Source organism: Desulfobotulus sp., assembly GCF_034006065.1.
Taxonomy (GTDB): domain Bacteria; phylum Desulfobacterota; class Desulfobacteria; order Desulfobacterales; family ASO4-4; genus Desulfobotulus.
Genome location: NZ_JAVETM010000013.1, coordinates 44119 through 70222, shown reverse-complemented (window position 1 = coordinate 70222; position 26104 = coordinate 44119). Strand labels below are relative to the sequence as shown.

The window sequence follows — 26104 nt, the reverse complement described above, 5'->3', positions numbered from 1 at the left end:
AAGGGACTGCACTTTGCCCTGAAAAGGCAGAAAAATTTCCAAACCCTGAAGTGCGCTGCACGGATCCGGGGAGACCGGTGGAGGGGCTTGGAGGTGAACGTCAGATGTGGTTTCACGGCTGACTGCGGGGTGTGAGCCCTTGGTCCCTTGCATCGGATCCTTTTGCTCCCTGGTACTTGCGATGTGGGGTCGGAACGACCATTTCCCTATCTTTTTTCCTGCTCATCGTTAAAAAATCCCCGAAATGGCTGCGATGCTCAGGATAAAGGATTTTTTCATTTTGAAGACGAGGAAGGACTTTTATGATTGCACGTTTATTAACCCGGATATTTGGCAGCAAAAATCAACGGGAGCTGCGCCGCATTCAGGCCTATGTGGATGCAATCAATGCCCTGGAACCGGAAACAACATCCCTGGATGACGCGGTTTTAGCTGCAAAGACGGAAATCTTCCGGGAGCGTTTTGCCGCAGGAGAATCCCTGGAGTCCCTCCTTCCTGAAGCCTTTGCCGTTGTGCGGGAGGCTTCCCGCAGGGTTCTGGGGATGCGCCATTTTGACTGCCAGCTCATCGGCGGTGTGGCACTGCACGAAGGCAACATCGCCGAAATGAAGACGGGTGAGGGGAAAACCCTGGTGGCGACCCTCCCGGGTTACCTGAATGCCATCACAGGCAAGGGCGTTCATGTGGTTACGGTGAACGATTATCTGGCCCGCAGGGATGCGGAGTGGATGGGAAAGCTTTATCGCTTTCTGGGTCTTTCCGTGGGTATCATTGTACATGGCATGGATGATGAGGAACGGCGTGTGGCCTATCACGCAGATATCACCTACGGCACCAACAACGAGTTCGGATTTGACTACCTGCGGGATAACATGAAGTTTCACAGACAGAGTCTGGCCCAGCGGGAACTTCATTTTGCCATTGTGGATGAGGTGGACAGCATCCTGATTGATGAGGCCAGAACCCCATTGATTATTTCGGGACCGGCGGAAAAATCCACGGATCTTTACCACAGCGTCAATGCCATCATGCCCCATCTTCAGCTGGAACGGGACTACCTTGTGGATGAAAAGGCGCGCAGTGTGACCCTGACGGAAGAAGGGGTGGCGCGGGTTGAGAATCTTTTGAAAACGCCCAACATCTATGAACCCGCCAATATCGAGACCCTGCACCATGTGAACCAGGCTCTCAAAGCCCATGCCTTGTTCAAACGGGATGCGGACTATATTGTTCAGGACGGCAAGGTGGTCATTGTGGATGAGTTCACAGGGCGGCTCATGCCAGGCAGGCGCTACAGCGAGGGGCTGCACCAGGCCCTGGAAGCCAAGGAAGGCGTGACCATAGAAAATGAAAACCAGACGCTGGCATCCATCACCTTCCAGAATTATTTCCGCATGTATAAGAAACTTGCGGGCATGACGGGTACGGCGGAAACGGAAGCCGTTGAATTTAAAAAGATCTACAACCTTGATGTTTTGTGCATCCCCACACATAAGCCCATGGTCCGTGAAGATCATCCGGACATGATCTATAAAACGAAAAAGGAAAAATATGAGGCGGTGATTGAGGAGATCGCGGGACTTTATAAAAAAGGCCAGCCTGTGTTGGTGGGCACCATTAATATTGATGTATCCGAATATCTCAGCAAGCTTCTGGCCAAAAAGGGAGTTCCCCATGAGGTTCTGAACGCCAAGAATCACAAGAAGGAAGCGGAAATTGTGGCCCTTGCCGGTCAGAAAGGCCATGTCACCATTGCCACGAACATGGCGGGCCGAGGTACGGACATTGTGCTGGGGGAAGGGGTTCGGGAGCTGGGAGGACTTCATATCCTGGGTACGGAGCGTCACGAATCCCGACGAATCGACAATCAGTTACGGGGGCGTTCCGGGCGTCAGGGAGATCCGGGTTCCTCTCGCTTCTACCTTTCCCTTGAGGATGACCTGCTTCGGATTTTCGGTGGTGAGCGCATTGCAAGGATTATGGACCGGCTGGGGCTTGAAGAGGGCGAGCCCATTGAACACCGCCTGATTTCCAGGGCCATTGAAAACTCCCAGAAAAAGGTGGAAGGCCATAACTTTGATATCCGTAAGCACATTCTTGAGTACGATGATGTGATGAACCAGCAGCGGGAGGTGATCTACCGTCAGCGGCGTGAAGCCCTGACCAGTGAGTCTTTGAAGCCTTCCATCCTGGAGATGATTGCGGAGCTGGCCGAAGATGTGGCCTATGCTTTCAGCGGGCGTGGGGCCGCGGAACCCATTTCCTGGGAAGCCGTGTCTGAGGCCGTGGAGCGCCGTTTTTTCTTTACCCTGGAAAAACCCGAAGACGCTGTGGAAACCATGGCGCCGGAAGTACTGGCTGAAGCCATCCGGGATGCTGCGGTAAGAATTTATGAAGAAAAGGAAGTCCAGATCGGTGAAAACGACATGCGCCAGCTGGAGCGTTTCATTGTTTTGCAGACCGTGGATGCCCAGTGGAAGGATCACCTTCTCAGCATGGATCATCTGAAAGATGGCATCGGCCTGCGGGGATATGCCCAGCAAAACCCTCTGATCATCTATAAAAAAGAGGGTTTTGCCATGTTCCAGGACATGATTCACCGTGTAAAAAGTGAGGTGGTGGGTATCCTTTTCCGTGTACAGATCCGGCGGGAGACGGAGCTTGAACCCCTCCCTGAGCCGCGGCAGCAGAAGCTGATTTTTTCCCATGGCAAGGGAGACGAAAGTCGGGAGCCGGTACGGAGAAAGGACGCCAAGGTGGGGCGTAACGACCTTTGCCCCTGCGGAAGCGGGAAAAAATACAAAAAATGCTGTGGATGATCTAAAAAAAAGAGCCGGATAGAGAGATGGGCAGGGTGGGGTGCTTGAAGCCCATCCTTTTTTGAACTTGACCTTGCCCGAAGAAGTATTAGTCTGAAAGCTGGGTGGGCTTGTTGACGGATTTTCAGGGAGCAGGAATAGCATGGGAGGGGCGCATACGGAGTTTGAGGAGTCGCTGGAATCGTTTGTGAAGGAGGATGAGGCCCAAAAAGAGCCTCCGCTTTATAAAGTTCTGCTGCACAACGATGACTACACCACCATGGATTTTGTGGTGGAAGTCCTGATCTCCATATTTCATAAAACCTTGGAAGACGCCACGCAGATCATGCTGAATGTCCACCGCTCAGGCATTGGGCTTTGCGGTGTTTATCCGTACGAGATTGCCGAGAGCAAGGTGGACGCGGTGACCCTGCACGCCAGAGCCCATGGTTTTCCCCTTAAGGCTTCAATGGAGAAAGAATAATGATCAGCAAGGAACTCAGCGCCACACTTGGATTTGCCGTGCGGGAAGCCAAAAAGCGGCGGCATGAGTATGTCTGCGTGGAACATGTGCTCTTTGCCATCCTTCACGATACCCAGGGTATTGAAATTCTCGAAGCCTGCGGTGGTGATGTGCATAAGCTCAAAATGCGCCTTGAAACCTTTTTCCGTGAGCGGATGGAAAGCCTTCCGGAAAATACCGAGTATGTGCTTCAGCAGACCGTGGGTTTTCAGCGGATGATTCAAAGGGCTGTGAACCATGCCCGGAGTGCGGAGAAAAATGAGGTCAGCGTGGGGGATATCCTGGCTGTGATTTTTCAGGAGAAGGATTCACATGCGGCTTTTTATCTTCAGAAGGAAGGCGTTACGCGGCTTGAAGTGCTGACCTATATTTCCCACGGTCTGGGGACGGATTCGGCACGGAAGGCTGCGGACCCCGGCATCAAGGCCGCACCAGGAGAGGGCGGCAAGGAAGATCCTCTGGCTGCGTATACCACAGACCTCGTGGCCAAGGCCGCCCAGGGCCGTCTGGATCCTGTGGTGGGGCGTAAGGCTGAACTGGATCGCACCCTTCAGGTGCTTTGCAGGAGGCGTAAAAACAACCCCGTTTTTGTCGGAGATCCGGGCGTGGGAAAGACGGCCCTTGCCGAAGGGCTGGCCCAGAAGATTGCCTTTGGGGAGGTCCCCCCCCTGTTGAAGGATTGCCGGATTTTTTCTCTGGATATGGGCAGTCTACTGGCAGGAACCAAATTCCGGGGTGATTTTGAATTGCGCCTGAAAAAGGTCATCGAGGCTCTGAAAGATCATAAAAATGCCATCCTCTTCATTGATGAAATTCATACCATCGTGGGCGCAGGTGCCACAAGTTCCGGATCCCTGGATGCTTCCAACATCTTAAAACCTGCCTTAGGATCCGGAGATTTTCGCTGCATCGGTTCCACCACCTATGAGGAATTTAAAAGCCACTTTGAAAAAGACCGGGCCCTTTCCAGGCGTTTTGAAAAAATTGAAATCGCTGAACCCTCCGAGGATGCCTGCATCACCATCCTGGAAGGTCTGAAGGAACACTATGAAAGCCACCACGCCATCACCTATGAGCCGGAAGCGCTGGCTGCGGCGGTGAAACTTTCAGCCCGGTATCTCAATGATCGTTTTTTGCCGGACAAAGCCATTGATGTGATGGATGAAGCGGGTGCCCTGCATAGTCTGAAACGATCCGAAGGCCGCGTGCTGAAGCCTGTGATTACGGAAAAGGATGTAGAGGATGTGGTGGCGCGCATGGCCAAGATTCCGGCAAGAAGCGTTTCCAGTTCTGATAAAAAACGCCTTGCCCGCTTGGAAGATCATCTCAAAGAGGTGGTTTTTGGCCAGAATGGAGCCATTCATACCCTGGCCACGGCCATCAAACGCTCCCGGTCGGGATTGGGAAATCCGGAAAAACCGGTGGGTTCCTTTTTGTTCACGGGTCCGACGGGCGTGGGAAAAACGGAAGTAGCCCGTCAGCTTGCGCGTATCCTGGGGGTCCATTTTGTTCGCTATGACATGAGTGAATACATGGAAAAGCACGCCGTATCCCGGCTAATTGGTGCGCCTCCGGGGTATGTGGGGTTTGAGCAGGGCGGCCTGCTCACGGACGAAATCCGCAAGCACCCCCACGCTGTTCTCTTGCTTGATGAGATAGAAAAGGCCCATCCCGATGTGTTCAACATTCTGCTCCAGGTGATGGATTATGCACGGCTTACGGACAATAATGGCAAACATGCGGATTTCCGGAACATCATTCTCATCATGACCTCCAATGTGGGGGCAAGGGAAATGTCCACAGCCACCATTGGTTTCGGCGCTTCGGGCAAGGATGATCTGGCTCGGGGTAAGGATGCGGTGAATCGGATGTTTTCTCCGGAATTCCGCAACCGCCTGGATGCCACCTTGGCCTTTGAGCCCCTGGATCAGAAGGTGATGGAACAGGTGGTGGAAAAATTCATAGGTCTTCTGCGTGGCCAGCTTGCCGAACGCAAGGTGGTCTTAAGGCTCAGCGTAAAGGCCCGGGAGTGGCTGGCCAAAAAAGGCTATGATCCCAAATTCGGCGCCCGTCCTTTGGATCGTCTGATTCAGGTGGAGGTGAAAGATAAGCTTGCGGATGCCCTTCTTTTCGGAGAGCTGGCCTCCGGTGGTACGGTTTCCATTGGCGTGAAACAGGAAGTTCTGAGTTTTCGCTTTAAGGGTAGCGGAACGAAGGGCGACTGAGTCCATGCCGGTTTTTCAGCTGGGCCGGGCCCTCCAGTTTCCTCCTGCGGATTTGGCCGATGCAAGCGGTCTCCTTGCCATCGGCGGTGATCTCAGTATCCCGCGTCTGCTTTTGGCCTACAGGGAAGGTATTTTTCCCTGGTACAGCAAGGGCGATCCCATTCTTTGGTGGTCTCCGGATCCACGGGTGGTACTCTATCCCGATGGCTTGCATGTCTCCAAAAGCCTTGGCAAGCGCTTACGGCGGGGTGTGTTTTCTGTAACCATGGATACGGCTTTTGAGGAGGTTCTGACCCAGTGCGCTGCTGTGCGTACGGAAAAGGGTGGAGAAACCTGGCTGATGCCGGAGATGGCGAGGGCTTATCAGAAACTGCATGCGGCAGGTTATGCCCATTCCGTGGAAACCTGGGATAGGGAAGGACGTCTGTGCGGCGGACTCTATGGGGTGAGTCTCGGCCGGATTTTTTTTGGAGAGAGCATGTTTTCCAGGGTTTCGGATGCATCCAAAGTGGCGCTTGTTGTTCTTGTGCGGCAGCTGGATCTCTGGGGTTTTGATCTCATTGACTGCCAGGTGCAGACGGCCCATCTCCTTTCCATGGGAGCCCAGCACATGGGACGCCGTCGCTTTATGTCCATTCTGAAGGAAAGCCTCAGGCACCCCACCCTCAAAGGTCCCTGGACCCTGGACCCATGCCTTGCGTTGGAGAGTGGCGTTTCCTGAAGGAGTTTCATGCAAAGTTACCTTTTCTATGATCTTGAAACCAGCGGCCTGAATCCCGCCTTTGACCAGGTTCTGCACTTTGCCGCCATACGAACGGATGCCTCATTCCGGGAGCTTAAGCGCCATGAGATGCGTATCCGACTGCGGCCCGATGTGCTGATGGCCCCAGGCGCTCTCATCACCCACAGGATACCCCTGGAGAGCCTTGGCGAGGGGGACGGGGAGTATGAAGCCATCTGTCTGATCCATGGGCTCTTAAACAGTCCAGGCACCGTGTCGCTTGGTTATAACAGTTTGAACTTTGATGATATCTTTCTGCGTTTTGCCTTTTACAGAAATCTCTTGCCCGCCTATACCCACCAGTTCGCGGGGGGATGTTCCCGCATGGATATTTTTCCCCTTACGGTTTTTTTTCATCTGTTCAGGCCTGAAGTGCTGCGCTGGCCCGAAGAGCAGGGGCGGGTGAGTCTGAGGCTGGAAAACTTAAGCCGGGAAAACCAGTTGGCCCAGGGGATGGCCCATGATGCCATGGTGGATGTGGAAGCTACCCTGGCTCTGGCCCGAGTCCTCGCATCGGAAAAAGAGATGTGGGCCTATCTTCTTGCGGGCTTTGACAAAAAAAGCGATGGTCTGAGACTGGAAAAGCTTCCCGAAGCCTTCAGGTCGCCTCTGGGAATCCATCCCTATGGCCTCCTCTGCGGACCGGAAATGCGTTCGACTTCCGGGTATCAGGCGCCGGTGCTGGGGCTGGGGCGATCCGCTGCCTACACCAACCAGACTCTCTGGCTGCGCCTTGATGGAGAAACCCTGCAGGACACCAACCCTCTGCATCCGGAAGCCACAACGTCTGTGGTGCGGAAAAGAAATGGGGAGTCGCCCTTTATTCTACCGCCTGCTACGCGTTTTTGGGAAAAGATGGGAAGGGAAAAACAGCAGCTTGCCGAAGAGAACATGGCCTGGCTTCGATCAAGGCCTGATGTGTTGAAATCCCTTTGCAGCTATTACCGCAACTACCGCTATCCGGATATTGAAGGGTTGGATCCGGATGCGGCCCTTTATCAGAATGGTTTCCTTTCCAAGGCGGAAGAAGCCCTGTGCCGACGTTTTCATGGCGAGGGCGTGAAGGAAAAAGCGGCCATGCTGACGGAGTTCCCTCCTTCCCTTCAGGTTCTGGCGGCGCGTCTTTTGTACCGAAACGGTCTGGATAACGACAACGCTATGGTGCGGGAAGCCGGAGCTGCCCAAAGAGAGTATCTGCTTGAGAGCCAGCAGGACCGCATTCCCAGGGATTGGCGGGGAGAGCCGCGCAGAACAGTACCCATGGTGCTGCAAGAAATCACAGGGCTCCGGGAAAAGGGCGGGTTGGATGCGGAACAAATGCAGCTTCTGGATTCCCTGGAAGGAGATCTGCGGCGGCGTTTTTCCTGTGCCGTGTGAAAGGAGACTTTTTGTGTCTGATTTAAGCCCTGTGGGTCCGGATGTGCCCCCCCATGGCCCGGACCTTGCCTCAACAACCTTTGTGGATGCCGGTGATCCGGAGATCATTGCCTTTTGCAGAAAACATCTGAAACCCGGCAATGAGAGGGAAACGGCCATAGCTCTCTATCTCGCCGTGCGGGATGACATCCGCTACGACCCCTATCGCATCGAATTTTCCCTTGAGGGCATGAAGGCTTCCACCACCCTGAAAAAGGGTTACGGATACTGCGTTGCCAAGGCCGTGCTGCTTGCAGCCCTGGCCAGGGCTGCAGGTATTCCCGCCCGCCTGGGGTTTGCGGATGTGCGCAACCACCTGTCCACAGCGCGGCTGCGTAAGGTGATGGGTACGGATCTTTTTGTGTATCACGGGTATACGGCGCTTTTTCTCGATGGAAAATGGGTGAAGGCCACGCCTACTTTCAACCGGGAGTTGTGTGAGCGTTTTGGCATCTTTCCCCTGGATTTTGATGGCAGGGCGGATGCCCTCCTGCATCCCTTTGATGCCGCAGGGAAAAAGCATATGAGCTATGAGAGGGATCATGGTCTTTTCCAGGATCTTCCGGTGAAGGCCATTGTGGAGGCTTCTCTGAAGGCCTATCCGCAGATGATGGCCTATCTTGAAAAGGGCGGGGTGGGAGGCGACTTCCATGAGGAAGCAGGAAGCTGAGGTTGCGTCAGGAACCGGATGAAACAAAGGGGATGAGGCCCCGGATGAAGGGGCAGAGGGGACCGCAGTTTCTCCCCATGTCTCAGGGAAGGTGGGTCCTGATGCAGAGATGGCTCAGGTTTCTGTATGTGCTTTTTATATTGTCCATCCCGTTGAAGAATGTGGTCTTTCAGGTATCCATTGGCCTGATCAATCTCCTTTTTCTTATTACGATTTTCCAGGGCAGGGAAGCCGTCCTTTTTTTGAAAAGCCTGCGCTGGCTCTGCCTTTGCCTGGCCTGCCTGGCCTTTTCCATGGCCCTTTCCAGTATTCTGGGTATCACCGGAATGGAAGGCTGGCGGGAAGTTCTTAAGCATGTGCTGCGGTTTTGGCTGTTTTTGCTGGCAACGATTTATTTTTTGCGCCAGGGTTGGATTTCCAGGGCCTTTGTGGGCCGGTGGGTTCTGGCGGTCCTTTTTTTTCACGCTGTACTGGGGTGGATTCAGTTTTTCTGGGCAGAGGATTTTTTCAGATTCATAGGGGATATGGATTGGGGAGGCAGGCTCACGGGCGTGCTTGCCAATCCCAATTCCTATGGTTTTCTCATGGCCCTGGCCGTGGTCTGCTCTTTTTCCTTGGTCATAGGCCGACGCCAGGAGCAGGGGAAAGGTTTTCTGCAGAGCGTGTTTCTGATCCTGCTCTTTGTCATGGCTTTCTGGCCTCTTTTGCAGAGCGGATCCCGTGGCGCATGGTTGGGCGCTTTGGCGGGTGCTTGTGCTGCAGGTAGCGCCGTGCGGGGATTCTGGCTGCAAAAAAGTACGGTGCTGCTGGGTATCACCGTGGCAGGCCTTGTGGCCTTTGCGTTCAGGACCAGTCTTATTTTTCAGGAGCGCGTCCAGGCTCTCCTGGCAGGGGATTCCTCCTACCGGACCGAAGTGTGGAAAGACTGCTGGGCCTATATTCTTCACAGTCCTTTCTGGGGTTATGGCATTGAGGCCTACCGCAGGATGGACCGAGTATACGCGGAGGTGGCGGCACCCCATAATATTTTCTTATCCATTCTTCTTGAAATGGGGCTCATTGGGCTTTTGGCCTATCTTTTTTTCTTTGTCCTGGTGCTGGGGCGTCTTTTTTCTTCCCCTGAAAACAGGAGACTGCGTCCGGTTTTTCTGGGGGTCTTTACTGTCCTTGTCGTGTATGGACAGTTTGGTGGTACAATGATAACAGATAAGATCTATCTTTCCTTTTGGTATCTCCTGGTGGCCCTGATCTGGGCAAAGAGAGAGGATCCGCCTTTGATTTTCAAGAGCTGATTCCAAGGGCCCGTATTCTTTCCATGGCCAAAAAAGAGGCTTGTATCCCAGGTCAGGATTTCGGGTTTTGGGGATGATTCATGGTGTCAGGCGCGTGGGGATGAACCCTGGGTGCTGTTTCTGATTTGTTATATTTTAGGGGTTTTATGCGGATTTTGATGGTTACGCTGGATTTTGTCCCCAAGGTCGGCGGAATTGCAGCCCATGTGTATGAGCTTTCCAGGGCCATGGTGCGTCTTGGGCATTCGGTTATGGTGCTGACCCGAAGAGTAGAGGGAATTCCGGACTCTGAAAACCTGGATGGCATGGAGGTGCGGCGGATCAGACTCTGGGGTTCTGCTCCCTTTTATGGTATCTCCACAGACAGGGCCATACGCGGGTTCATGAAAACTTTCAGCCCGGATTGTGTGCATGTTCACGGCATGGCTCCTTTGGAATGGCTGCGTCCCCTTCCCGTTCCCCTTGTGTATACCAATCACACCTCAGGTTACCTTGCCCGTGTCCGCAAGGGAGGACTGAGGCGCATGTTTTTTCTGCGACGTCATCTGAAAAGACCGGATCTGATTCTGGCTCCCAGCCAGGAATTACTGGAGATTCCCTTTTCTGTCCCAGGTCTTTTGCGTTATGTGCCCAATGGGGTGGACAGTGAGCGCTACCGCTTTAATCCCGCGGATCGAGAGGCCGTGCGTCGGGATCTGGGGTTTTTGCCGGAACACCGTGTTGGGATTCTCACCCGGCGTATGGTGGAAAAAAATGGCGTGATTTTTTTTGCAAAAGCGGCCTTTTACCTGAAGGCGGATGAAAACTTACGTTTTATCCTTGTGGGAGACGGACCTGAGGCTGAGGCAGTGAAAGGCCTTCTTTCCCAGCATTTCAGGGATCGTTTTGTCATGACCGGAAGTCTGCGGCATGAAAAAATTCTTCCCTATTATTCTGCGGCGGACTTTGCGGTGCTGCCTTCTCTGATGGAAGCCACCAGCATCAGCGGCCTTGAGGCCATGGCCTTCGGTCTTCCCCTTGTGGGTACTCGGGTGGGGGGCATTCCGGATCTGATTGAGGAAGGGCAGACGGGGCTTTTATGTGAACCCGCAGACCCCAGGAGCCTGGCGGAGGCGATTTTGCGTCTTCAGACCCTGGATATGAAAGCCATGGGGGTGGCGGGGCGCAGGCGGGTGGAAGGGGAGTTTGACTGGCTGCGCATCGGGGAAAAAACCCTTGCCGCATACAAGGAGGTGTGAGTGCGCATTCTTCTCGTGTTTGGTACGCGGCCCGAAGCCATCAAAATGGCGCCTCTTGTGCATGTGTTGCGAAGGAAAAAGGAACTTGAGATCCGAGTCTGCGTCACAGCCCAGCACAGGGAGATGCTGGATCAGGTGTTGGAGGTTTTTGGGATAGAGCCGGACCAGGATCTGAACCTGATGCGGCCGGGACAGGGTTTGGTGGAGCTGACACGGAGCATACTTGCCGGAATGCAGGGGGTGCTTGAAGCAGAAAAGCCGGACCTTGTACTGGTGCATGGGGATACCACCACAGCCTTTGCCTCATCCCTTGCCGCTTTTTATGGGCAGATTCCCGTGGGACATGTGGAGGCGGGTTTGAGAACGGGCAATATCCGTTCGCCTTATCCTGAAGAACTGAACCGGCAGATGATTTCAAGAATTGCGGACTGGCATTTTGCGCCCACGGATAAAAACGCTGCCTCCCTTGTGGCCGAAGGCACACCAGAGGGTAGGATTCTGATCACGGGCAACACCGTGGTGGATGCCCTTTTGTGGATGAAAGAACGTCTTGTGTGCGATGGGGGAGTGAGGGATGCCGCCAGGCGGGAGATTGCGGCGGCGGGTTGGGAAAAGAGGGACGAAGCCCGGCCTTTTATTCTCATCACAGGACACAGACGGGAGAATTTTGGCCAGGGTTTTGTGGATATCTGCAAAGCCATCCGAAGGATCGGAGAGGCCTATCCGGGTCTTGACCTTGTCTATCCTGTGCATCTGAATCCCCGCGTTCAGGGGCCTGTTCATGCCGCCCTGGAAGGTCTTGAAAATGTGCACTGCATACGGCCTTTGGGTTATCCCGCCTTTGTATTGCTGATGATGGAATGTTTTCTGATTCTGACAGACAGCGGCGGTATACAGGAAGAAGCCCCTTCCCTTGGTAAGCCCACCATCGTGATGCGCGAGAAAACGGAGCGCACCGAAGCGCTGGAGGCAGGGACGGTGCTGCTTTCAGGCACGGATCCGGAGCGGATTTTTTCGGCGGTGGATCGTCTGCTTCAGGACCCGGTTTTTTATCAGCAGATGGCGGAACGGCCCAATCCCTATGGCGATGGAAGGGCGTCGGAAACCATTGCCCATTTTCTGGTAGAGCGAAGCAGGTGGGAAAAGGAATCTTGTGCGGGAAAGAATTTTTCAGAAACTGCACTCTGATACCTCAGGTTTTTCATGATCCTTCGGGTCATGATTTTTTTGTTGTTTTTGACTTTTTTTATTCTTGAAGGTTGTCTATGAAAAAAGCCCTCATTACCGGCATTACAGGCCAAGATGGTAGTTATCTTGCTGAATTTCTTCTTGAAAAAGGTTATGAAGTTCATGGGATCAAGCGACGGGCCTCGCTTTTCAATACCCAGAGGATTGATCACATTTATCAGGATCCCCATGTGGAAAACGCCCGTTTCCGCCTCCATTATGGCGATTTGAGCGATTCTTCCAATCTCACGCGTATCCTTCAGGAAGTACAGCCTGACGAGGTGTATAACCTTGCGGCCCAGAGTCATGTGGCTGTGAGTTTTGAATCGCCGGAATACACGGCGGATGTGGATGCTCTGGGAACGTTGAGAATCCTTGAAGCCATCCGCATTCTGGGTCTTGAGAAAAAGACCCGCTTTTATCAGGCCAGCACCAGTGAACTTTTTGGCCTGGTGCAGGAAATCCCCCAAAAGGAAACCACACCCTTTTACCCGCGCAGTCCCTATGCCGTAGCCAAGCTGTACGCCTACTGGATCACGGTGAATTACCGCGAAGCCTACGGCATGTATGCCTGCAACGGGATTCTTTTCAACCATGAATCTCCCCGCAGGGGGGAAACCTTTGTGACCCGAAAAATTACCCGAGGCCTTGCCAATATTGCCCAGGGTCTTGAGCAGAGCCTTTATCTCGGGAACCTTGATGCCCTGCGGGACTGGGGGCATGCCAGGGACTATGTGCGTATGCAGTGGATGATGCTGCAGCAGGAAAAACCCGAGGATTTCATCATTGCCACAGGAAAGCAGTACAGCGTGCGGGAGTTTGTAATGTGGAGTGCTGCGGAGCTTGGCATCCATTTGCGCTTTGAAGGTAAAGGCGTGGATGAAGTGGCCAGGGTGGAAAAGAAAGAAGGAGATCAGGCACCCTTTATCAGGCCTGGGGATGTCATTGTGCGTGTGGATCCCCGTTATTTCCGGCCCACGGAAGTGGAAACCCTTCTGGGGGATCCTTCCAAGGCCAAGGACAGGCTGGGTTGGGTCCCGGAAATCAGCGTTCGGGAGATGTGCGCGGAAATGGTGCGGGAAGATCTGAAAACCGCCAGACGGCATGCGCTTTTGAAACAAAACGGGTATGAGATTCCCGTTTCCATTGAATAAGACTTTTTCAGCCGGAGAGATCCTGCCAGGGGGGAAAGCCTTGGGAGGAAGGGAGGGGCAAATGACCGCAGAAGGGGTGGTTTCAGGGCCAAGAATTTTTGTCGCAGGTCACAGAGGTATGGTGGGAAGCGCCATTGTTCGGCGTCTCCGGGCCCTGGGGCAGGGGACCCTTATCACGCGGTCCCGGCATGAGTTGGATCTTCTGGACCAGAGGGCGGTATGGGATTTCATGCGGTCGGAAAAAATTGATGAGGTTTATCTTGCGGCCGCCAGGGTGGGAGGCATCCATGCCAACAGCTACTATCCTGCGGAATTTATCCATGAAAACCTTGTGATTGAGACCAACATGATCCATGGAGCACACAAAAGTGGGGTTCAGAAACTGCTTTTTCTGGGAAGCAGCTGCATCTATCCCAAGCATGCGTCCCAGCCCATGCGGGAAGATGCCCTGCTCACAGGTCCCCTGGAGCCCACCAATGAGCCCTATGCCCTCGCCAAGATTGCAGGCATCAAGCTGTGCGAAAGCTACAATCGCCAGTATGGGCGGGATTACCGCAGTGTAATGCCCACCAATCTCTACGGGCCTGGGGATAATTTTCATCCGGAAAACAGCCATGTGGCCCCTGCGCTTTTACGGCGTTTCCATGAGGCTGTGGAGAAAAACATACCAGAGGTGGTGATCTGGGGCAGTGGGGCCGTTATGCGGGAATTTATGCATGTGGATGACATGGCTGCGGCCTCGGTGTATGTGATGGGACTGGAAAAGGATGTATACCAGGCCCATACCCAGGCCATGTGTTCCCACATCAATGTGGGTACGGGAAAGGACTGCACCATCCGGGAATTGGCGGAAACCCTGGCAAAGGTGACGGGATTTCAGGGGAAATTGGTTTTTGATGCGACCAAGCCGGATGGCAGCCCCCGTAAACTTCTGGATGTCTCTTTGTTGAAATCCCTGGGATGGGAGGCGGGGATTTCCCTTGAAGAGGGGCTCCGTGATACCTATGCTTGGTTTTTGGCCAATCAGGACCAGCTGAGGGCCTCTTAGGCCCTTTTACATGAAGTATTCACCTTGTTTTCCGGAGTTTTTGAATGGATGTGCTGAGAATTCTGCATGTGGCCAATTTCGGTTGGTTTCAGAATGCCACAAACTACTATGCCATTGACCATAAAATTTCCAATGGCCTGATCCGGAAGGGCCACAATGTGCATAACTGGAGTTATCGTGAGCAGGTCCGGAGCCTTTCGCCCCTGAAGACCACAGGAGATGTGTTTGCACGGAAAAAAATGAATCAGAGCCTTTTGGCCACTGTGGAGACCTACAGGCCGCATCTTCTGCTACTCGGCCATTCAGAGCTTGTCACCAAACAGACCCTTGAGCGCATTCGCTTGAAATATCCAGAGATTCGTATGGCCCAGTGGTGGGTGGACCCACTGGACACGGTGGCCCATATCCGGGATCGCCTGGATATTCTGGATGCTTTTTTTGCCACCACAGGCAAGGAAACCCTGCAGCGGGTCTTTGGATCCCTGCATGGCGAGAAACTCTTTTTTTTCCCGAACATATGTGATCTCTGTGTGGAAGTGGGTCGTGCCTTTGAAAAGAGCTCGCCTGCCTATGACCTGGTGTTCATTGGACGATCCACCCCGGACCGCATGGCTTTGCTTGATCACTTGAAAGCTGTGTGCAGGGGCCTTGTCATTGGGCATTTCGGCCACTCTCCGGAAACCATGCGATTTGGAAGCGCCTATGTGGAGACCCTGAAAGAGGCAAGAATGGGTTTGAATTACAGCCGTTTCAACGATATTCCCCTCTATGCCTCAGATCGTCTGGTTCACCTTGCGGGCAATGGATTGCTGGTGTTTTCTCCCAGGGTGCCTAAAATGGAGCTTCTGTTTTCCCAGGAAGAGCTTGTGTATTACGAGGATGTGGGGGATCTTGTTGAAAAAATTGCCTATTATCATGCAAATGAAAAAGAGGGGCAAAGCATTGCCCAGCGTGGATGGATGCGCGCCCATCGGGCTTATGCCGCGGAGAGGGTGGGACAGTTCATGCTGGAAACAGTCTTCAGAAAGCCGTATTCAGAGCCTTATGAGTGGATAGGCGCATAGATCCCATGGTGGATTGGCCATGGGGGGGATTAAAGGAGGCATGAGCGTGTTTCGTCACTATTTTAAAAAAGATCCCCATGAGGGGGCAGAGTTGCACTCCGGTGACCAGCGCCTGCACCTGGTTATTTTTTCCAAAGACAGACCCTGCCAGCTGGCCAGTCTTCTTGAGAGTCTTCAGGACCACATGCGCTGGCCGCTGGCTTCCATTCATGTTCTTTTTAAAAGCACTTCGCCGGATTTTGAAGCCGGATATGCCCTGGCCCGCAGGGAAAGCCCCATCCGGGATATTCACTGGCAAAAGGAAGGGTCTTTCCGTTCAGACCTCCTATCTCTGCTGGAAAGGATGGAGGGACGGGATCTCATCATGTTTCTTGTGGATGATGACATTGTTTTTCGCAGTGTGGATCTTGCCCCGGTGATGAAGCACTTCCGTGCAGACCATCTTTTTATCAGTCTCAGAGTTTCTTCAGCCTATGAGCCACTCCAGGGGTGGATGCCCTGTTTTAAGCAGGAGGATGGATTTTTGATGTGGGAATGGAGATTTCATCGCAGAAAAAGCAATGCATGGAATTATCCCTTCAGTCTGGATGGCAACATTTATCATCTGGATCGCATTCGCTCGATCATTTCCAGCGTGGACTTCAAAGCCCCGAATTCTCTGGAGGCTGCCATGCATGCCTATCGTCATGTGCCTTGGGTGAAGAGGATCCGAACAGGTCTGGCTTGCGTTCCTCCCTGCGTGGTGAACAATCCTTTGAATCGGGTGCAGACCGAAGGGGAAACCGCCCACAAAAATATTGATCCTGCATGGATCAATGCCTGCTACCTCCGGGGCCAGCGGATTGACAATCGTCAGCTTTACGTGCAGAATCCGGGACATACCCATTGGGATCTGGGATTGCCCCTTACGCCCCTGGCAGAGGCCCTTTTCTAGGGAAGGCGGATCATTTCAAAAATACCGCATCCGTAGGTGCAACCGTAATTATCCGCAACGCCTACCTCTTCAAGGGGTACATCGCGATGGAGGTTCCCCGCATCGTCCACATAGGAAAAATGGACAATCCGGTATAGGGGGGATACAAGATCGAGAAGATAGGGAAGAGAAAAAACCCTGTGGGCGTTGAATTCAATGCGCAAGGGGCCGATGGGTACAGAAAAGTAAAAGACACCTCCGGGTTTCAGCAGGCGGGTGATGGCCATGAAACCTTTGCGATGGCCCTCAATATCCAGGGGATCTCCGTAGCGACCCAGCCCGAAGTGTTCCAGGGCATGGAGACAGGATACGGAATCGCAGCAGGCGGTGAGTTCAGGTACAGGGTGCATGAGGTCGGCCTGACGGAACTGGATGTTGGGATGATCAATGGAAAGGGGGCGCACATCCAGAACTTCAATTTTCCGGAAAGAGGCTACGTGGGCAATGAATCCATCAATTCTGGAGCCAATGTCCATATGAGTTTGGGGCTTATTTTCGAAGATTCTCTGTGCAACCAGCAGATCCTGATGAAAGTAGTGACCTGAGGCTGTTCCGGAGGGCGCTTTCTTGTCTTTCAGACAAGGATAGGGTTTTCCGAAGGGAATGGGGGATGATTTTGCTGAAGACTGTTTCCTGAGAATGCGATAATCTTTTAAATATGCGAGATACTGCAGCATAGGTCTCCTGTCTTTGTGTTTGACAAGGGGCTTGTCGTTTCCGGCCTGGCTTTTTAAGAATTCTGTGATACATAGCAACAGATTCTGGTAAATGAAAATATCCCTTGCGTCAAGCAATACCCATGATCCATCCTAAAAGGAGGTTTTTTATGCAGTACGAAAACATCGTTTATGAGTGCGCCGATGGTATCGCAACCCTGACCTTCAATCGTCCCAAGGCTCTGAACGCCCTGAACGCGGCGCTTCTCAGGGAATTCTCCCAGTGCCTTGAGGTCATTGACCAGGATGAGAATGTGCGCGTTCTTATCCTGACAGGCAGTGGCGACAAAGCCTTTGTGGCTGGTGCGGACATCTCCGAGCTGGCTACCCTCGGGCCCCTCGACGCCAAGTTTTTCTGCCAACTTGGCCATGATGCCATCGGAAAACTCCAGGCTCTTTCCATCCCTGTCATTGCCGCAGTCAACGGTTTTGCCTTGGGTGGCGGCAGCGAAATGGCCCTGGCCTGTGATTTCATTTATGCCTCGGAATCCGCCATGTTTGGCCTGCCGGAGATTACCCTGGGCATCATTCCGGGCTTTGGCGGAACCCAGCGTCTGCCCCGTCTGGTGGGGAAAAACATGGCAAAGGAGATGATTTTCACGGGAAAAATGCTTTCTGCTGCGGAGGCCCTTGCCATTGGCATGGTTAACAAGGTCTGCAAACCCGAAGAACTGATGGATGCGGTGCGCAAGACGGCCAAGGGTATTGCAGCCAAAGGCCGGGTTTCCCTGCGTGCTGCCAAGGCTGTGGTGAATGCGGGAATGGATGTGGATCTGGCCACGGCCTGCCGTATGGAAATTGATGCCTTTGCCCTGTGTATGGCAAGTCCGGATGCCAAGGAAGGGACCACGGCTTTCCTTGAAAAACGGAAACCGAGTTTCACAGCCGGCCTGAAGGGGTAATGGCTTTTTCCAGGGACATCCCAGGCTTGTTTTTATCTGGACTCGACCTGGGGTGGGGGGCTCACTTCACGCACAGGGTTTTGTCTGGAAATGGGCTTGACAAGGGGGCTGCCTCCGGTTACATTGCCCTGGAATTTAAGGGGGAGGTGCAGCGTGCAGGGGCGCATATATGATCGGGCAACTTATCTTTTTTGTAAGTCTGCCCATAAAGATGCGGATCTCGGATTGTAAGAATCCGGCCACCTCCCATGGGCAGACGTACTCCGTCGATACCGCCCATGGAATCTGAGTAACCATAAAGCTGTGGGAGGATCGCTCCCGCAGCTTTTTTTGTATGGGGCGTATCCGACCCGGGATTAGGACCCAAGGAGAATGGTTCATGATTTATGATATGGAGTTTGAAACCCTGCCCAGGGAAGCGCTGGAAGCCATACAGCTGAAAAGACTTCAGGCGACGTTGCAGAGGGCCTATGCCACGGTTCCTTTCTACAGGGACCGGTTTCGGGAATACGGGGTTCTGCCTACGGACATTCGAAGCCTGGATGATATGGAAAAGCTGCCCTTTCTTGTAAAGCAGGATTTAAGGGATAACTATCCCTTCGGGCTTTTTGCCGTTCCCAAGGAGAACGTGGTACGCATCCACGCGTCCTCCGGCACCACAGGTAAGCCCACGGTGGTCGGGTACACGGCAAGGGACATTGAAACCTGGGCCAGCCTCATGGCCAGAGCCCTGTCCGCTGGCGGCGCGCGGCGGGGAGATATCATCCACAATGCCTACGGCTACGGTCTTTTCACCGGCGGTCTCGGAGTGCATTACGGTGCGGAAAAACTGGGAGCCACTGTGATTCCCGTTTCCGGCGGCAACACCAAACGCCAGATCACCATCATGAAGGATTTCGGGCCTTCCATTTTGACGGCCACGCCATCCTACACCCTCCATCTTGCGGAAGTGGCGAGGGAGATGGGGGTGGATTTCAAGGAGTTGAATTTCCGCCATGGTATTTTTGGGGCTGAACCCTGGAGTGAGGCCATGCGGCGTCAGATTGAAGGGGATCTGGGGCTTTCGGCTGTGGATATTTATGGCCTCAGTGAGGTGATGGGACCGGGTGTGGCTGTGGAGTGCCATGAGGCCAAGGCAGGTCTGCATATTTTTGAGGATCATTTTATTCCGGAGATCATTGATCCGGATACGGGTAAGCGCCTTCCCATGGGAGAAGTGGGCGAATTGGTATTCACCTCCATCACCAAGGAGGCCTTTCCCGTGATCCGCTACAGAACCCGGGATATCACAAGACTGACCGCAGAGCCCTGCGTCTGTGGTCGGACACTGATCCGTATGGAAAGGGTCTCCGGACGTACGGACGATATGCTGATTATCCGGGGAGTGAACGTCTTTCCCTCGCAGATTGAATCCGTCCTCATGATGATTTCCGAAGTGGAGCCCCATTACCAGCTGGAAGTGGACCGGGAAGACAGTCTGGATATTCTGACCGTCAAGGTGGAAATCAGCCAGAAACTTTTCACCGATGAGGTCCGGGGGTTACAGAACCTTGAGCGTATGATAGCCAAAAACATCAAGGAATATCTTGGAATTTCAGCCAAAGTCCGACTTGTGGAGCCTAAAAGCATAGCAAGAAGTGAGGGAAAGGCTGTCAGGGTTATTGATCGGAGAAAGATATAAAGCTAGTATGACCTCCTGGCTTCATGCGTATGCGTGTCTGGCGGAAAAGCTCAGGTTCTGTCCGCTCCGGGAAAAGGAAAGGGCTTTGCGGGATGGATTGTTCTGGAAGCCCCTGTTTTCCAGCGTCCCATGGACACAAAAAAAGCATTTCGTTTCAACACCCATTCACGACGGTGACAAGGAGGATTGCTGATGAAGGTGGAACAGATTTCGATTTTTATGGAAAACAAGGCTGGGCGTCTTGCGGAAGTGACCGCCATCCTCAAGGAATCCGGCGTGAACATACGGGCGCTTTCCCTGGCGGATACGGCGGATTTCGGTGTGCTGCGTATGATCGTCAATGATACGCAGCGGGCGGACTCTGCCCTGAAAAAGGCCGGATTTACCGTGGGGAAAACGGAGGTTGTGGCTGTGGAGGTTCTGGATACCCCAGGAGGCCTGCACGATATTCTTGAAGTGCTGAGGGAAAAGAACATCAATGTGGAATACATGTATGCCTTTGTGCAGCAGAGCGGGGACAGGGCGGTGATGATTTTTCGGTTTGATGACGTGGATGCGGCCATCACCCATCTTTCCGCCCGCGGCATCACCATAGTTTCCGGAAAACGTCTTTATTCCATGTAACCTGAGATTGCTGAACCCAATGACCATCAAAAACGGCGTCTTTTTCCCCACCTGGGAGAAGACGCCGTTTTGAGTTGAAAAAGGGCTCTTTCAGAAATACCCGGGAAGGGTTCAGGATTTCCAGCCTCCGATGAGGTGGAGGTGAAGATGAAAGACCTCCTGACCGCCTCCCTTTTCCACATTGAACTGGAGTTTGTAGCCGCTGGCGCTGATGCCTTCCCGTGCGGCCATTTCCCTGGCTGCGAGGAAGAGTTTTCCAAGCACAACGGTATGGTTTTCTTCGATATTGTTGATGCTGCGGATATGCTGCCTGGGGACAATGAGAAGGTGTACGGGCGCTTTGGGGTTGATATCCCGGAAGACTACCAGGTCTTCGGTTTCCATGAGAAAATGTGTGGGGATTTCTTTTGCGATGATTTTACAGAAAATACAGTTTTCCATGAAAGCTCCTTATGTGGCCGGGGTGGAAAGGTCGCATGTCCGATAGGCATCCCCTGTAAAGGCAGGGAAAGGGTCCGCCTGGCTTAGCGTTTTTTTAAGGCTTTTTCCGGGATTCCTGGGGAAAATGATCCTGGATATAACGCCGGATGCCGTCCAGAATCCCGTCGGCAAGGCGGTTCTGGTACTGAGGCGTGGTCAGGCGCTGGCACTCCCTGGGATTGGTGATAAAGCCCGTTTCAATGAGAATGGAGGGCATCTGAGCCCCCAGGAGCACATAAAAGGGAGCCTGCTTGACGCCTTTGTCGCTGATATCGCTGTAATGGGGACGCACGCTTGTGACCATGCCCCGTTGCACGTAAGAGGCCAGTCGACTGGATTCATTGATTTTGGCATTCTGCATGAGATCGTTCAGAATGGTCTGGAGATCACTGATGTTTTTGGTGGAAGTGGCGTTTTCCCGTGCAGCCACTGCGATGGATTCCTCATCGGTGGCAAGGTTGAGAAAATAGGTTTCAATGCCATGGGCATTGCGGTTCATGGCCGCATTGGTATGGATGGAGATAAAAAGATCTGCTTTGTGCTGGTTTGCAAACTGGGTGCGTTCTTCAAGGGCGAGGTAGGTGTCCCCGGTGCGGGTAAGAAGGACTTCGCACTTGAGTTCTTTTCGTAGTTTTTCCGCAAGTTTCTGGGCAATCTGGAGATTGATGTCCTTTTCATAGACCCCCTTGGTATGGCCGATGGCACCGGGATCCTTACCGCCGTGGCCGGGGTCCAGTACGATACGGTGAACCCCCAGGGCCAGTTGTCTGCGGATGGCACCAGGGGCCAGATTGCCAGCCGGAGGCAGAGGAGCTGGGGGCGCAGCGGGCAGGGCTGCGGCGGGCAGAGAGGCAGCGAGCTGGGCCCTGTCAGCGGGTTTGCTTTCTCCCCAGATGTCAATCACGGTCCTGGGCGGATCAAAAAGCTGAAAAACTTTGAAGTCCCTTGATTTATCAAGGTCCATCACAAGGCGGACCTTTTCTGGTGTGTTACGGGCAATGCGGACGGTTTTGACCTGGGGGTCATTGATCTGCAGGGAGGGGGGAAGATCGGCCATGAGGGTGGTGTTCTGAAAATCCACATAAACCCTGGGCGGTAGTCCCTTATCTCTGTCCTGATGGAGATCATTGTACGCGTAGGCAATTTCTCTGTCCGCATCCACCACAATGCGGGTACGGTTGGGATAAGTCTGGTAGCGCACACCTCGGATAACGCCCATCTGTGAGGGGTCCGGGTTTTTTTCCGCTGAACCCTCTGAGAGAAGCTCAGGGGGTTTTTCCGGCTCAGGGGAGGGAAGGGCTGCCGGGATGAGTACCAGAGGTAAGGCCGGAGGCGATGGGGATTCAGGCAGGGGAAGGGAAAGAATGGGAGCCTGCTCTTCGGGCCTTGTGGTTTTTGTGGTTTTGATGGGAGGCGGAGAAAGGGTGGGCTGCGGGGATACGGCCTGCTCTTTTTTGACAATGGGGGCCTGAAGGGGAGCTCCCAGTTCTTTGAGCTGTTCCGCAGCCCTGAATTTGTAACGACTTTTGGGACACTCGTGGAAAACCCTGCGGAAAAGGGTGATGGCGTTTTCCCTGTCACTGCTGCGGCCGGAAAAAAAAGAAAGGCCCAGGTAAACCTCGCCTGCGCGGTACAGGGAGGCGGGAGCCCAGGCATCCTGGGGATCAAGGGTATAAGCCGCCTCAAAGTTTGCGGCGAGTTCTTCCCAATGGGATCGGAATTTGCGTTTCTGGGGATCCTTTTGCAGATCCTGAAAGGCCTTGTCTGCCTGAAGATAGAGGTTGCGTACGGATTCGGCCCATGCAGGCATGGCATGAAGGCTGAAAGCAAAGAGCATGAAAAGGCAGAACGCGGCTTTCCTGCAGGAAAAGCGACCTGCGGCATGACAAGAGGATGCGGGGTGTGCCCGGGTCCGGTGCAGTTGGGTAACCATGGGTGCGGAGGTTCCTTGAGCTAGCCCTGTTTCGATTCTGTTGCCATGGCCTTTTCCTTGAGTATGAAGAGCATGTGCATGGCTTCCATGGGGGTCATGGTATTGGGATCCATTTCCTTAAGCATTTTGACGATGGCCGCCTCAGGACCTGGAAAAAGACGCATCTGCCTTGGATCTTCGCGGCGGCCTTCCTGTTGCGCGCCCATTTCTTCCCAAAGGGGCTTTCCGTTTTCCACCCGCGCAAGCAGAACGCTTGCACGATGTATCACAGAATCCGGAAGTCCGGCAAGCTTTGCCACCTGAATACCGTAGCTTCGGTTGGCCCCTCCGGGGATGAGCTTGTGAAGAAAGATGATATGATCCTGAAACTCGCGCACGGCCACACTGAAGTTTCTGACCCTGGGCAGGGTTTCAGAAAGCTGAGTCATTTCATGGTAGTGGGTGGCAAAAAGGGTTTTAACTCCTTTTTTTCTGAGGTTGTGGAGATACTCGGCAACGGCCCAGGCGATGCTCAGCCCGTCAAAGGTGCTGGTGCCTCGTCCGATTTCATCCATGATGACAAGGCTGTTCGGGCTTGCATTATGGAGAATATTGGCGGCTTCTTCCATTTCCACCATGAAGGTGGATTGACCCTGGGCAAGATTATCCGAAGCACCCACGCGGGTGAAGATGCGGTCTGTGATAGGGATGCGGGCGCTGGTTGCGGGCACAAAGCTGCCCATCTGGGCCATGAGTACGATGAGGGCCACCTGGCGCAGCACCGTGGATTTGCCCGCCATGTTGGGCCCTGTGATGATCAGCACCTGGGATTCGCTGTTATCCATACAGATGGAGTTGGGCACATAGCGTTGGTCTCTCAGCATGCCCTCCACAACGGGGTGACGGCCTTCCCGGATATCCAGGATGCCGTCTTCGGTCATTTGCGGGCGCACATAGGTCCTTTCCTCGGCCAGCTGGGCCAGGGCAAAGAGAACGTCCACCCGGGCGAGAAAATCTGCTGCCAGGAGAATTTCTGCATGCAGCTCTGCGGCCTGGAGGCGGAGATCTTCCAAAAGGGCCAGCTCCATGCGGCTGCGCTCTTCCTGGGCGGAGAGAACCCGTTCTTCAAAAATTTTCAGTTCATCGGTAATATACCGTTCCGCATTCACAAGGGTTTGTTTTCGAACATAATCCGGAGGAGTCGATTTGGCCTGGGCCTTGGATACTTCAATAAAATACCCGAAAACCCGGTTGAAGCGCACCTTGAGGGTACTGATTCCGGTTTTTTCCCGCTCCCGGGCTTCAAGACCTGCAAGATAGCTTTTGCCGTCTGTGGCCATGGCGATGAGGGTATCGAGTTCAGGATTAAAACCGGGCTTGATGACCTCGCCCTGATCCGCATTCACGGGAGCGTCCTCCCGGATGGCGGAATCCAGGGTCTGAGCCAGCTCCAGAAGGTTTTCGAGGTTACCGGCAAACAGGAAAAGAGGAGAGTGCAGAGCTTCGATGGGGCTGAGGAGTTCGGGAAGGGTAAAAAGGGAGGTGCGCAGGGCTAAAAGGTCCCTGGGATGGCAGCGTGCCATGACGATACGGGTGCTGATGCGTTCTAAATCGTGAATCTGTTTAAGTTTTTCACGGATCTGCCTGCGGACCAGGGGATGGCCCAGGCCAAGGTCTACGGCATGATGCCGCTGTTCTATGGCTTCTTTGTCAAGGAGGGGGTAGGTGAGCCAGTGCCGCAGGGTCCTTGCGCCCATGGCGGTGACGGTTTTGTCCATGGTGTGAAGCAGGCTGCCCTTGGGGCTGTTGTCCCGGAGATTTTCCGTAAGCTCAAGATTGCGGAAGGTGGTGTCATCCAGAAGCAACACACCGTTCAGGGCGTAAAGCTGCAGGCCGCGGATATGGGTGATATCCTGTTTCTGGGTTTCCCGCACATAATGGATGAGAGCACCCGCTGCAGCCACACCTGCCCCGGCCTTGCGGATGCCAAAACTGTCAAGACTCCTTATGCCAAACTGCTCGAGAAGGATATGCCTGCCCTTTGCCGGAAGAAAATCCGCCTGTGGCGCGGGACTGACGCGGGATTGTTGGAAGGCTGGGCCGAGAAGATGGGTTTGCACATGCTGGGTAAAATCTTCAGCAACGAGAATTTCTTTGGGTCGGATGCGGACCAGTTCATCCCGCACAGCGCCTTGGGAGCGGGTTTCTGTCATGCGGAAAACCGCAGTGGAAAGATCCAGGCTGGCGATGCCCCAGGTATTGCCCTGAAAGGCAAGGGCTGTGACAAAATTAGGATTTTTATCGTCCAGAAGATGGTCTTCCACCAGCATGCCGGGGGTGAGGATACGCACCACATCCCGTTTGACCAGGCCCTTGGCCTTGGCGGGATCTTCCATCTGCTCGCAGATGGCCACCTTGAAGTTGGCTTGCACGAGTCTTGCCATGTAAAGTTCCGCAGATTTCACGGGAACGCCGCACATGGGAATGGCATCCGGATCCTTTCGATTCCGGGCTGTGAGGGTGATGTCCAGAACGCGGGAGGCGGTTTCCGCATCCTCATAGAACATCTCGTAAAAGTCGCCCATGCGATAGAAGAGGAGGCAGTCGGGGTATTGGGCCTTGAGGTCAAGGTACTGTGCCATCATCGGGGTGGGGTTCATGCTGCTGTCCATGGGACGTCCTCTTCGGTATTACCAGCAACGATAAGGAGTGAGGTGAAGGGGGGAAAGACAGCTTCGGCCCGGCGGGAAGGCGCCGGGCCGAAGCTGTCCTGGAATCCGATCCGTAAAAACCTTTCAGGCCGTATGTTCCCGTCTCTGTCCACCGGACGCAGCCCGGTGATCCTCGGAGTCTTCGGGATCCGATTCAGGGGAGGCCATGCTTTCCAGTTCGTTCTGCAGGGCTTCGATGGTTTCCAGGTGTTCGAGATTTTCGTTGTGGAGCATGCGGATACGGGCTGCGGCGCGGAGCCGGAGGGCGATGCTGGAAAAAAACATAAGAAGGAAGCCTGCGGAAAAACACAAGACCCAGTAGATGCCCGTGGGGGTTTCTGGAAAATCATACTGAAAAAAATAAAAATTCAGGGAAAGGACATGGGGCTGAAGAAAGTAGGCCTGATTCTGGTAGAAAAGCAGCGCGATCAACCCAAGGGTAAGGAGGGTGAGGGTGAGTTTGATACGTTTCATGAATTTCCTTCTCCCATGGTGAGAAAAGCAGTAGAAATTTTTTCGAAGCCGGGAAGTGGTCAATGGGATGCGTATGCCGGGCATGACGGGATTGTCTTGGGCCATGGTAGACCGGAAAGGCCGCGCCACAGGGAGAGATAAGGCCGATGCCAGCGCACCCTGAATGTGTTTTGATACGTGTTTTACAGGTGAAAT

The 26104-nt window shown here is 53.7% G+C and carries 20 protein-coding genes and 1 pseudogene; 16 read left to right on the top strand and 5 right to left on the bottom strand.

The annotated features are described in order from the left end of the window. The first annotated feature begins 302 nt into the window (after positions 1–302). The 13 genes and pseudogenes from secA (at position 303) to RBR60_RS07025 (ending at position 16370) form a co-directional block, all read left to right on the top strand. On the top strand, positions 303–2819 hold the full coding sequence (gene secA / locus RBR60_RS07085; protein ID WP_320355194.1) for a preprotein translocase subunit SecA: 2517 nt from the start codon (positions 303–305) through the stop codon (positions 2817–2819). 142 nt (positions 2820–2961) lie between these two features. Next, positions 2962–3282: an ATP-dependent Clp protease adapter ClpS gene (gene clpS, locus RBR60_RS07080; RefSeq protein WP_320355193.1), complete on the top strand. Its 321-nt coding sequence runs from the start codon at positions 2962–2964 to the stop codon at positions 3280–3282. After that, positions 3282–5546 (top strand): ATP-dependent Clp protease ATP-binding subunit ClpA, encoded by a 2265-nt coding sequence (clpA, locus tag RBR60_RS07075; protein WP_320355192.1) that lies wholly within the window; start codon positions 3282–3284, stop codon positions 5544–5546. Before clpS ends, clpA begins: the two co-directional genes overlap by 1 nt. A gap of 4 nt (positions 5547–5550) precedes the next feature. After that, on the top strand, positions 5551–6267 hold the full coding sequence (gene aat, locus RBR60_RS07070) for a leucyl/phenylalanyl-tRNA--protein transferase (RefSeq protein ID WP_320355191.1): 717 nt from the start codon (positions 5551–5553) through the stop codon (positions 6265–6267). A 9-nt stretch (positions 6268–6276) separates the two neighbouring features. Next, positions 6277–6813 (top strand): annotated as a pseudogene (locus tag RBR60_RS16800) (exodeoxyribonuclease I); the annotation flags it as partial. A 904-nt stretch (positions 6814–7717) separates the two neighbouring features. Beyond that, a complete protein-coding gene (locus tag RBR60_RS07060) occupies positions 7718–8413 on the top strand; it encodes a transglutaminase family protein (protein ID WP_320355189.1) in 696 nt (231 codons plus the stop codon). A 101-nt stretch (positions 8414–8514) separates the two neighbouring features. Further along, on the top strand, positions 8515–9705 hold the full coding sequence (locus tag RBR60_RS07055) for an O-antigen ligase family protein (RefSeq protein WP_320355188.1): 1191 nt from the start codon (positions 8515–8517) through the stop codon (positions 9703–9705). A gap of 158 nt (positions 9706–9863) precedes the next feature. Further along, positions 9864–10943, top strand: coding sequence for a glycosyltransferase family 4 protein (locus tag RBR60_RS07050; RefSeq protein ID WP_320355187.1), 1080 nt, complete (start codon positions 9864–9866; stop codon positions 10941–10943). Continuing rightward, entirely contained in the window at positions 10944–12131 is a 1188-nt protein-coding gene (gene wecB, locus RBR60_RS07045; protein WP_320355186.1) for a non-hydrolyzing UDP-N-acetylglucosamine 2-epimerase, read from the top strand. 77 nt (positions 12132–12208) lie between these two features. After that, the gene (gene gmd / locus RBR60_RS07040; protein ID WP_320355185.1) at positions 12209–13324 is read left to right on the top strand and encodes a GDP-mannose 4,6-dehydratase; all 1116 of its coding nucleotides are present in this window, start codon (positions 12209–12211) and stop codon (positions 13322–13324) included. 61 nt (positions 13325–13385) lie between these two features. Further along, positions 13386–14372 (top strand): GDP-L-fucose synthase, encoded by a 987-nt coding sequence (fcl, locus tag RBR60_RS07035; RefSeq protein ID WP_320355184.1) that lies wholly within the window; start codon positions 13386–13388, stop codon positions 14370–14372. A 44-nt stretch (positions 14373–14416) separates the two neighbouring features. Further along, complete coding sequence (locus tag RBR60_RS07030; protein ID WP_320355183.1) at positions 14417–15436, top strand: glycosyltransferase; 1020 nt, start codon at positions 14417–14419, stop codon at positions 15434–15436. Between the two features lie 40 nt (positions 15437–15476). After that, on the top strand, positions 15477–16370 hold the full coding sequence (locus RBR60_RS07025; protein WP_320355182.1) for a hypothetical protein: 894 nt from the start codon (positions 15477–15479) through the stop codon (positions 16368–16370). On the opposite strand, the gene RBR60_RS07020 is transcribed toward RBR60_RS07025, so the two are convergent. After that, positions 16367–17086, bottom strand: coding sequence for a DUF268 domain-containing protein (locus tag RBR60_RS07020; RefSeq protein ID WP_320355181.1), 720 nt, complete (start codon positions 17084–17086; stop codon positions 16367–16369). The genes RBR60_RS07025 and RBR60_RS07020 overlap by 4 nt on opposite strands. 149 nt (positions 17087–17235) lie before the next feature. Here RBR60_RS07020 and RBR60_RS07015 point away from each other — a divergent pair, with 149 nt between their 5' ends. From RBR60_RS07015 to RBR60_RS07005, 3 genes are all read left to right on the top strand, one after another. Further along, the gene (locus tag RBR60_RS07015) at positions 17236–18027 is read left to right on the top strand and encodes an enoyl-CoA hydratase/isomerase family protein (RefSeq protein WP_320355180.1); all 792 of its coding nucleotides are present in this window, start codon (positions 17236–17238) and stop codon (positions 18025–18027) included. Between the two features lie 379 nt (positions 18028–18406). Beyond that, positions 18407–19708, top strand: coding sequence for a phenylacetate--CoA ligase (locus RBR60_RS07010; protein ID WP_320355179.1), 1302 nt, complete (start codon positions 18407–18409; stop codon positions 19706–19708). A 192-nt stretch (positions 19709–19900) separates the two neighbouring features. Further along, on the top strand, positions 19901–20332 hold the full coding sequence (locus RBR60_RS07005; RefSeq protein WP_320355178.1) for an ACT domain-containing protein: 432 nt from the start codon (positions 19901–19903) through the stop codon (positions 20330–20332). Between the two features lie 111 nt (positions 20333–20443). On the opposite strand, the gene RBR60_RS07000 is transcribed toward RBR60_RS07005, so the two are convergent. The 4 genes from RBR60_RS07000 to RBR60_RS06985 form a co-directional block, all read right to left on the bottom strand. Then, positions 20444–20773 (bottom strand): histidine triad nucleotide-binding protein, encoded by a 330-nt coding sequence (locus RBR60_RS07000; RefSeq protein ID WP_320355177.1) that lies wholly within the window; start codon positions 20771–20773, stop codon positions 20444–20446. Positions 20774–20867: 94 nt separating this feature from the next. Then, positions 20868–22745 (bottom strand): N-acetylmuramoyl-L-alanine amidase, encoded by a 1878-nt coding sequence (locus tag RBR60_RS06995; protein WP_320355176.1) that lies wholly within the window; start codon positions 22743–22745, stop codon positions 20868–20870. Positions 22746–22765: 20 nt separating this feature from the next. Beyond that, positions 22766–25384, bottom strand: coding sequence for a DNA mismatch repair protein MutS (mutS, locus tag RBR60_RS06990; protein WP_320355175.1), 2619 nt, complete (start codon positions 25382–25384; stop codon positions 22766–22768). Between the two features lie 135 nt (positions 25385–25519). Then, positions 25520–25909 carry a LapA family protein gene (locus tag RBR60_RS06985; RefSeq protein ID WP_320355174.1) on the bottom strand — a complete coding sequence of 130 codons (390 nt, stop codon included), beginning with the start codon at positions 25907–25909 and terminating at the stop codon, positions 25520–25522. Positions 25910–26104: the final 195 nt, after the last annotated feature.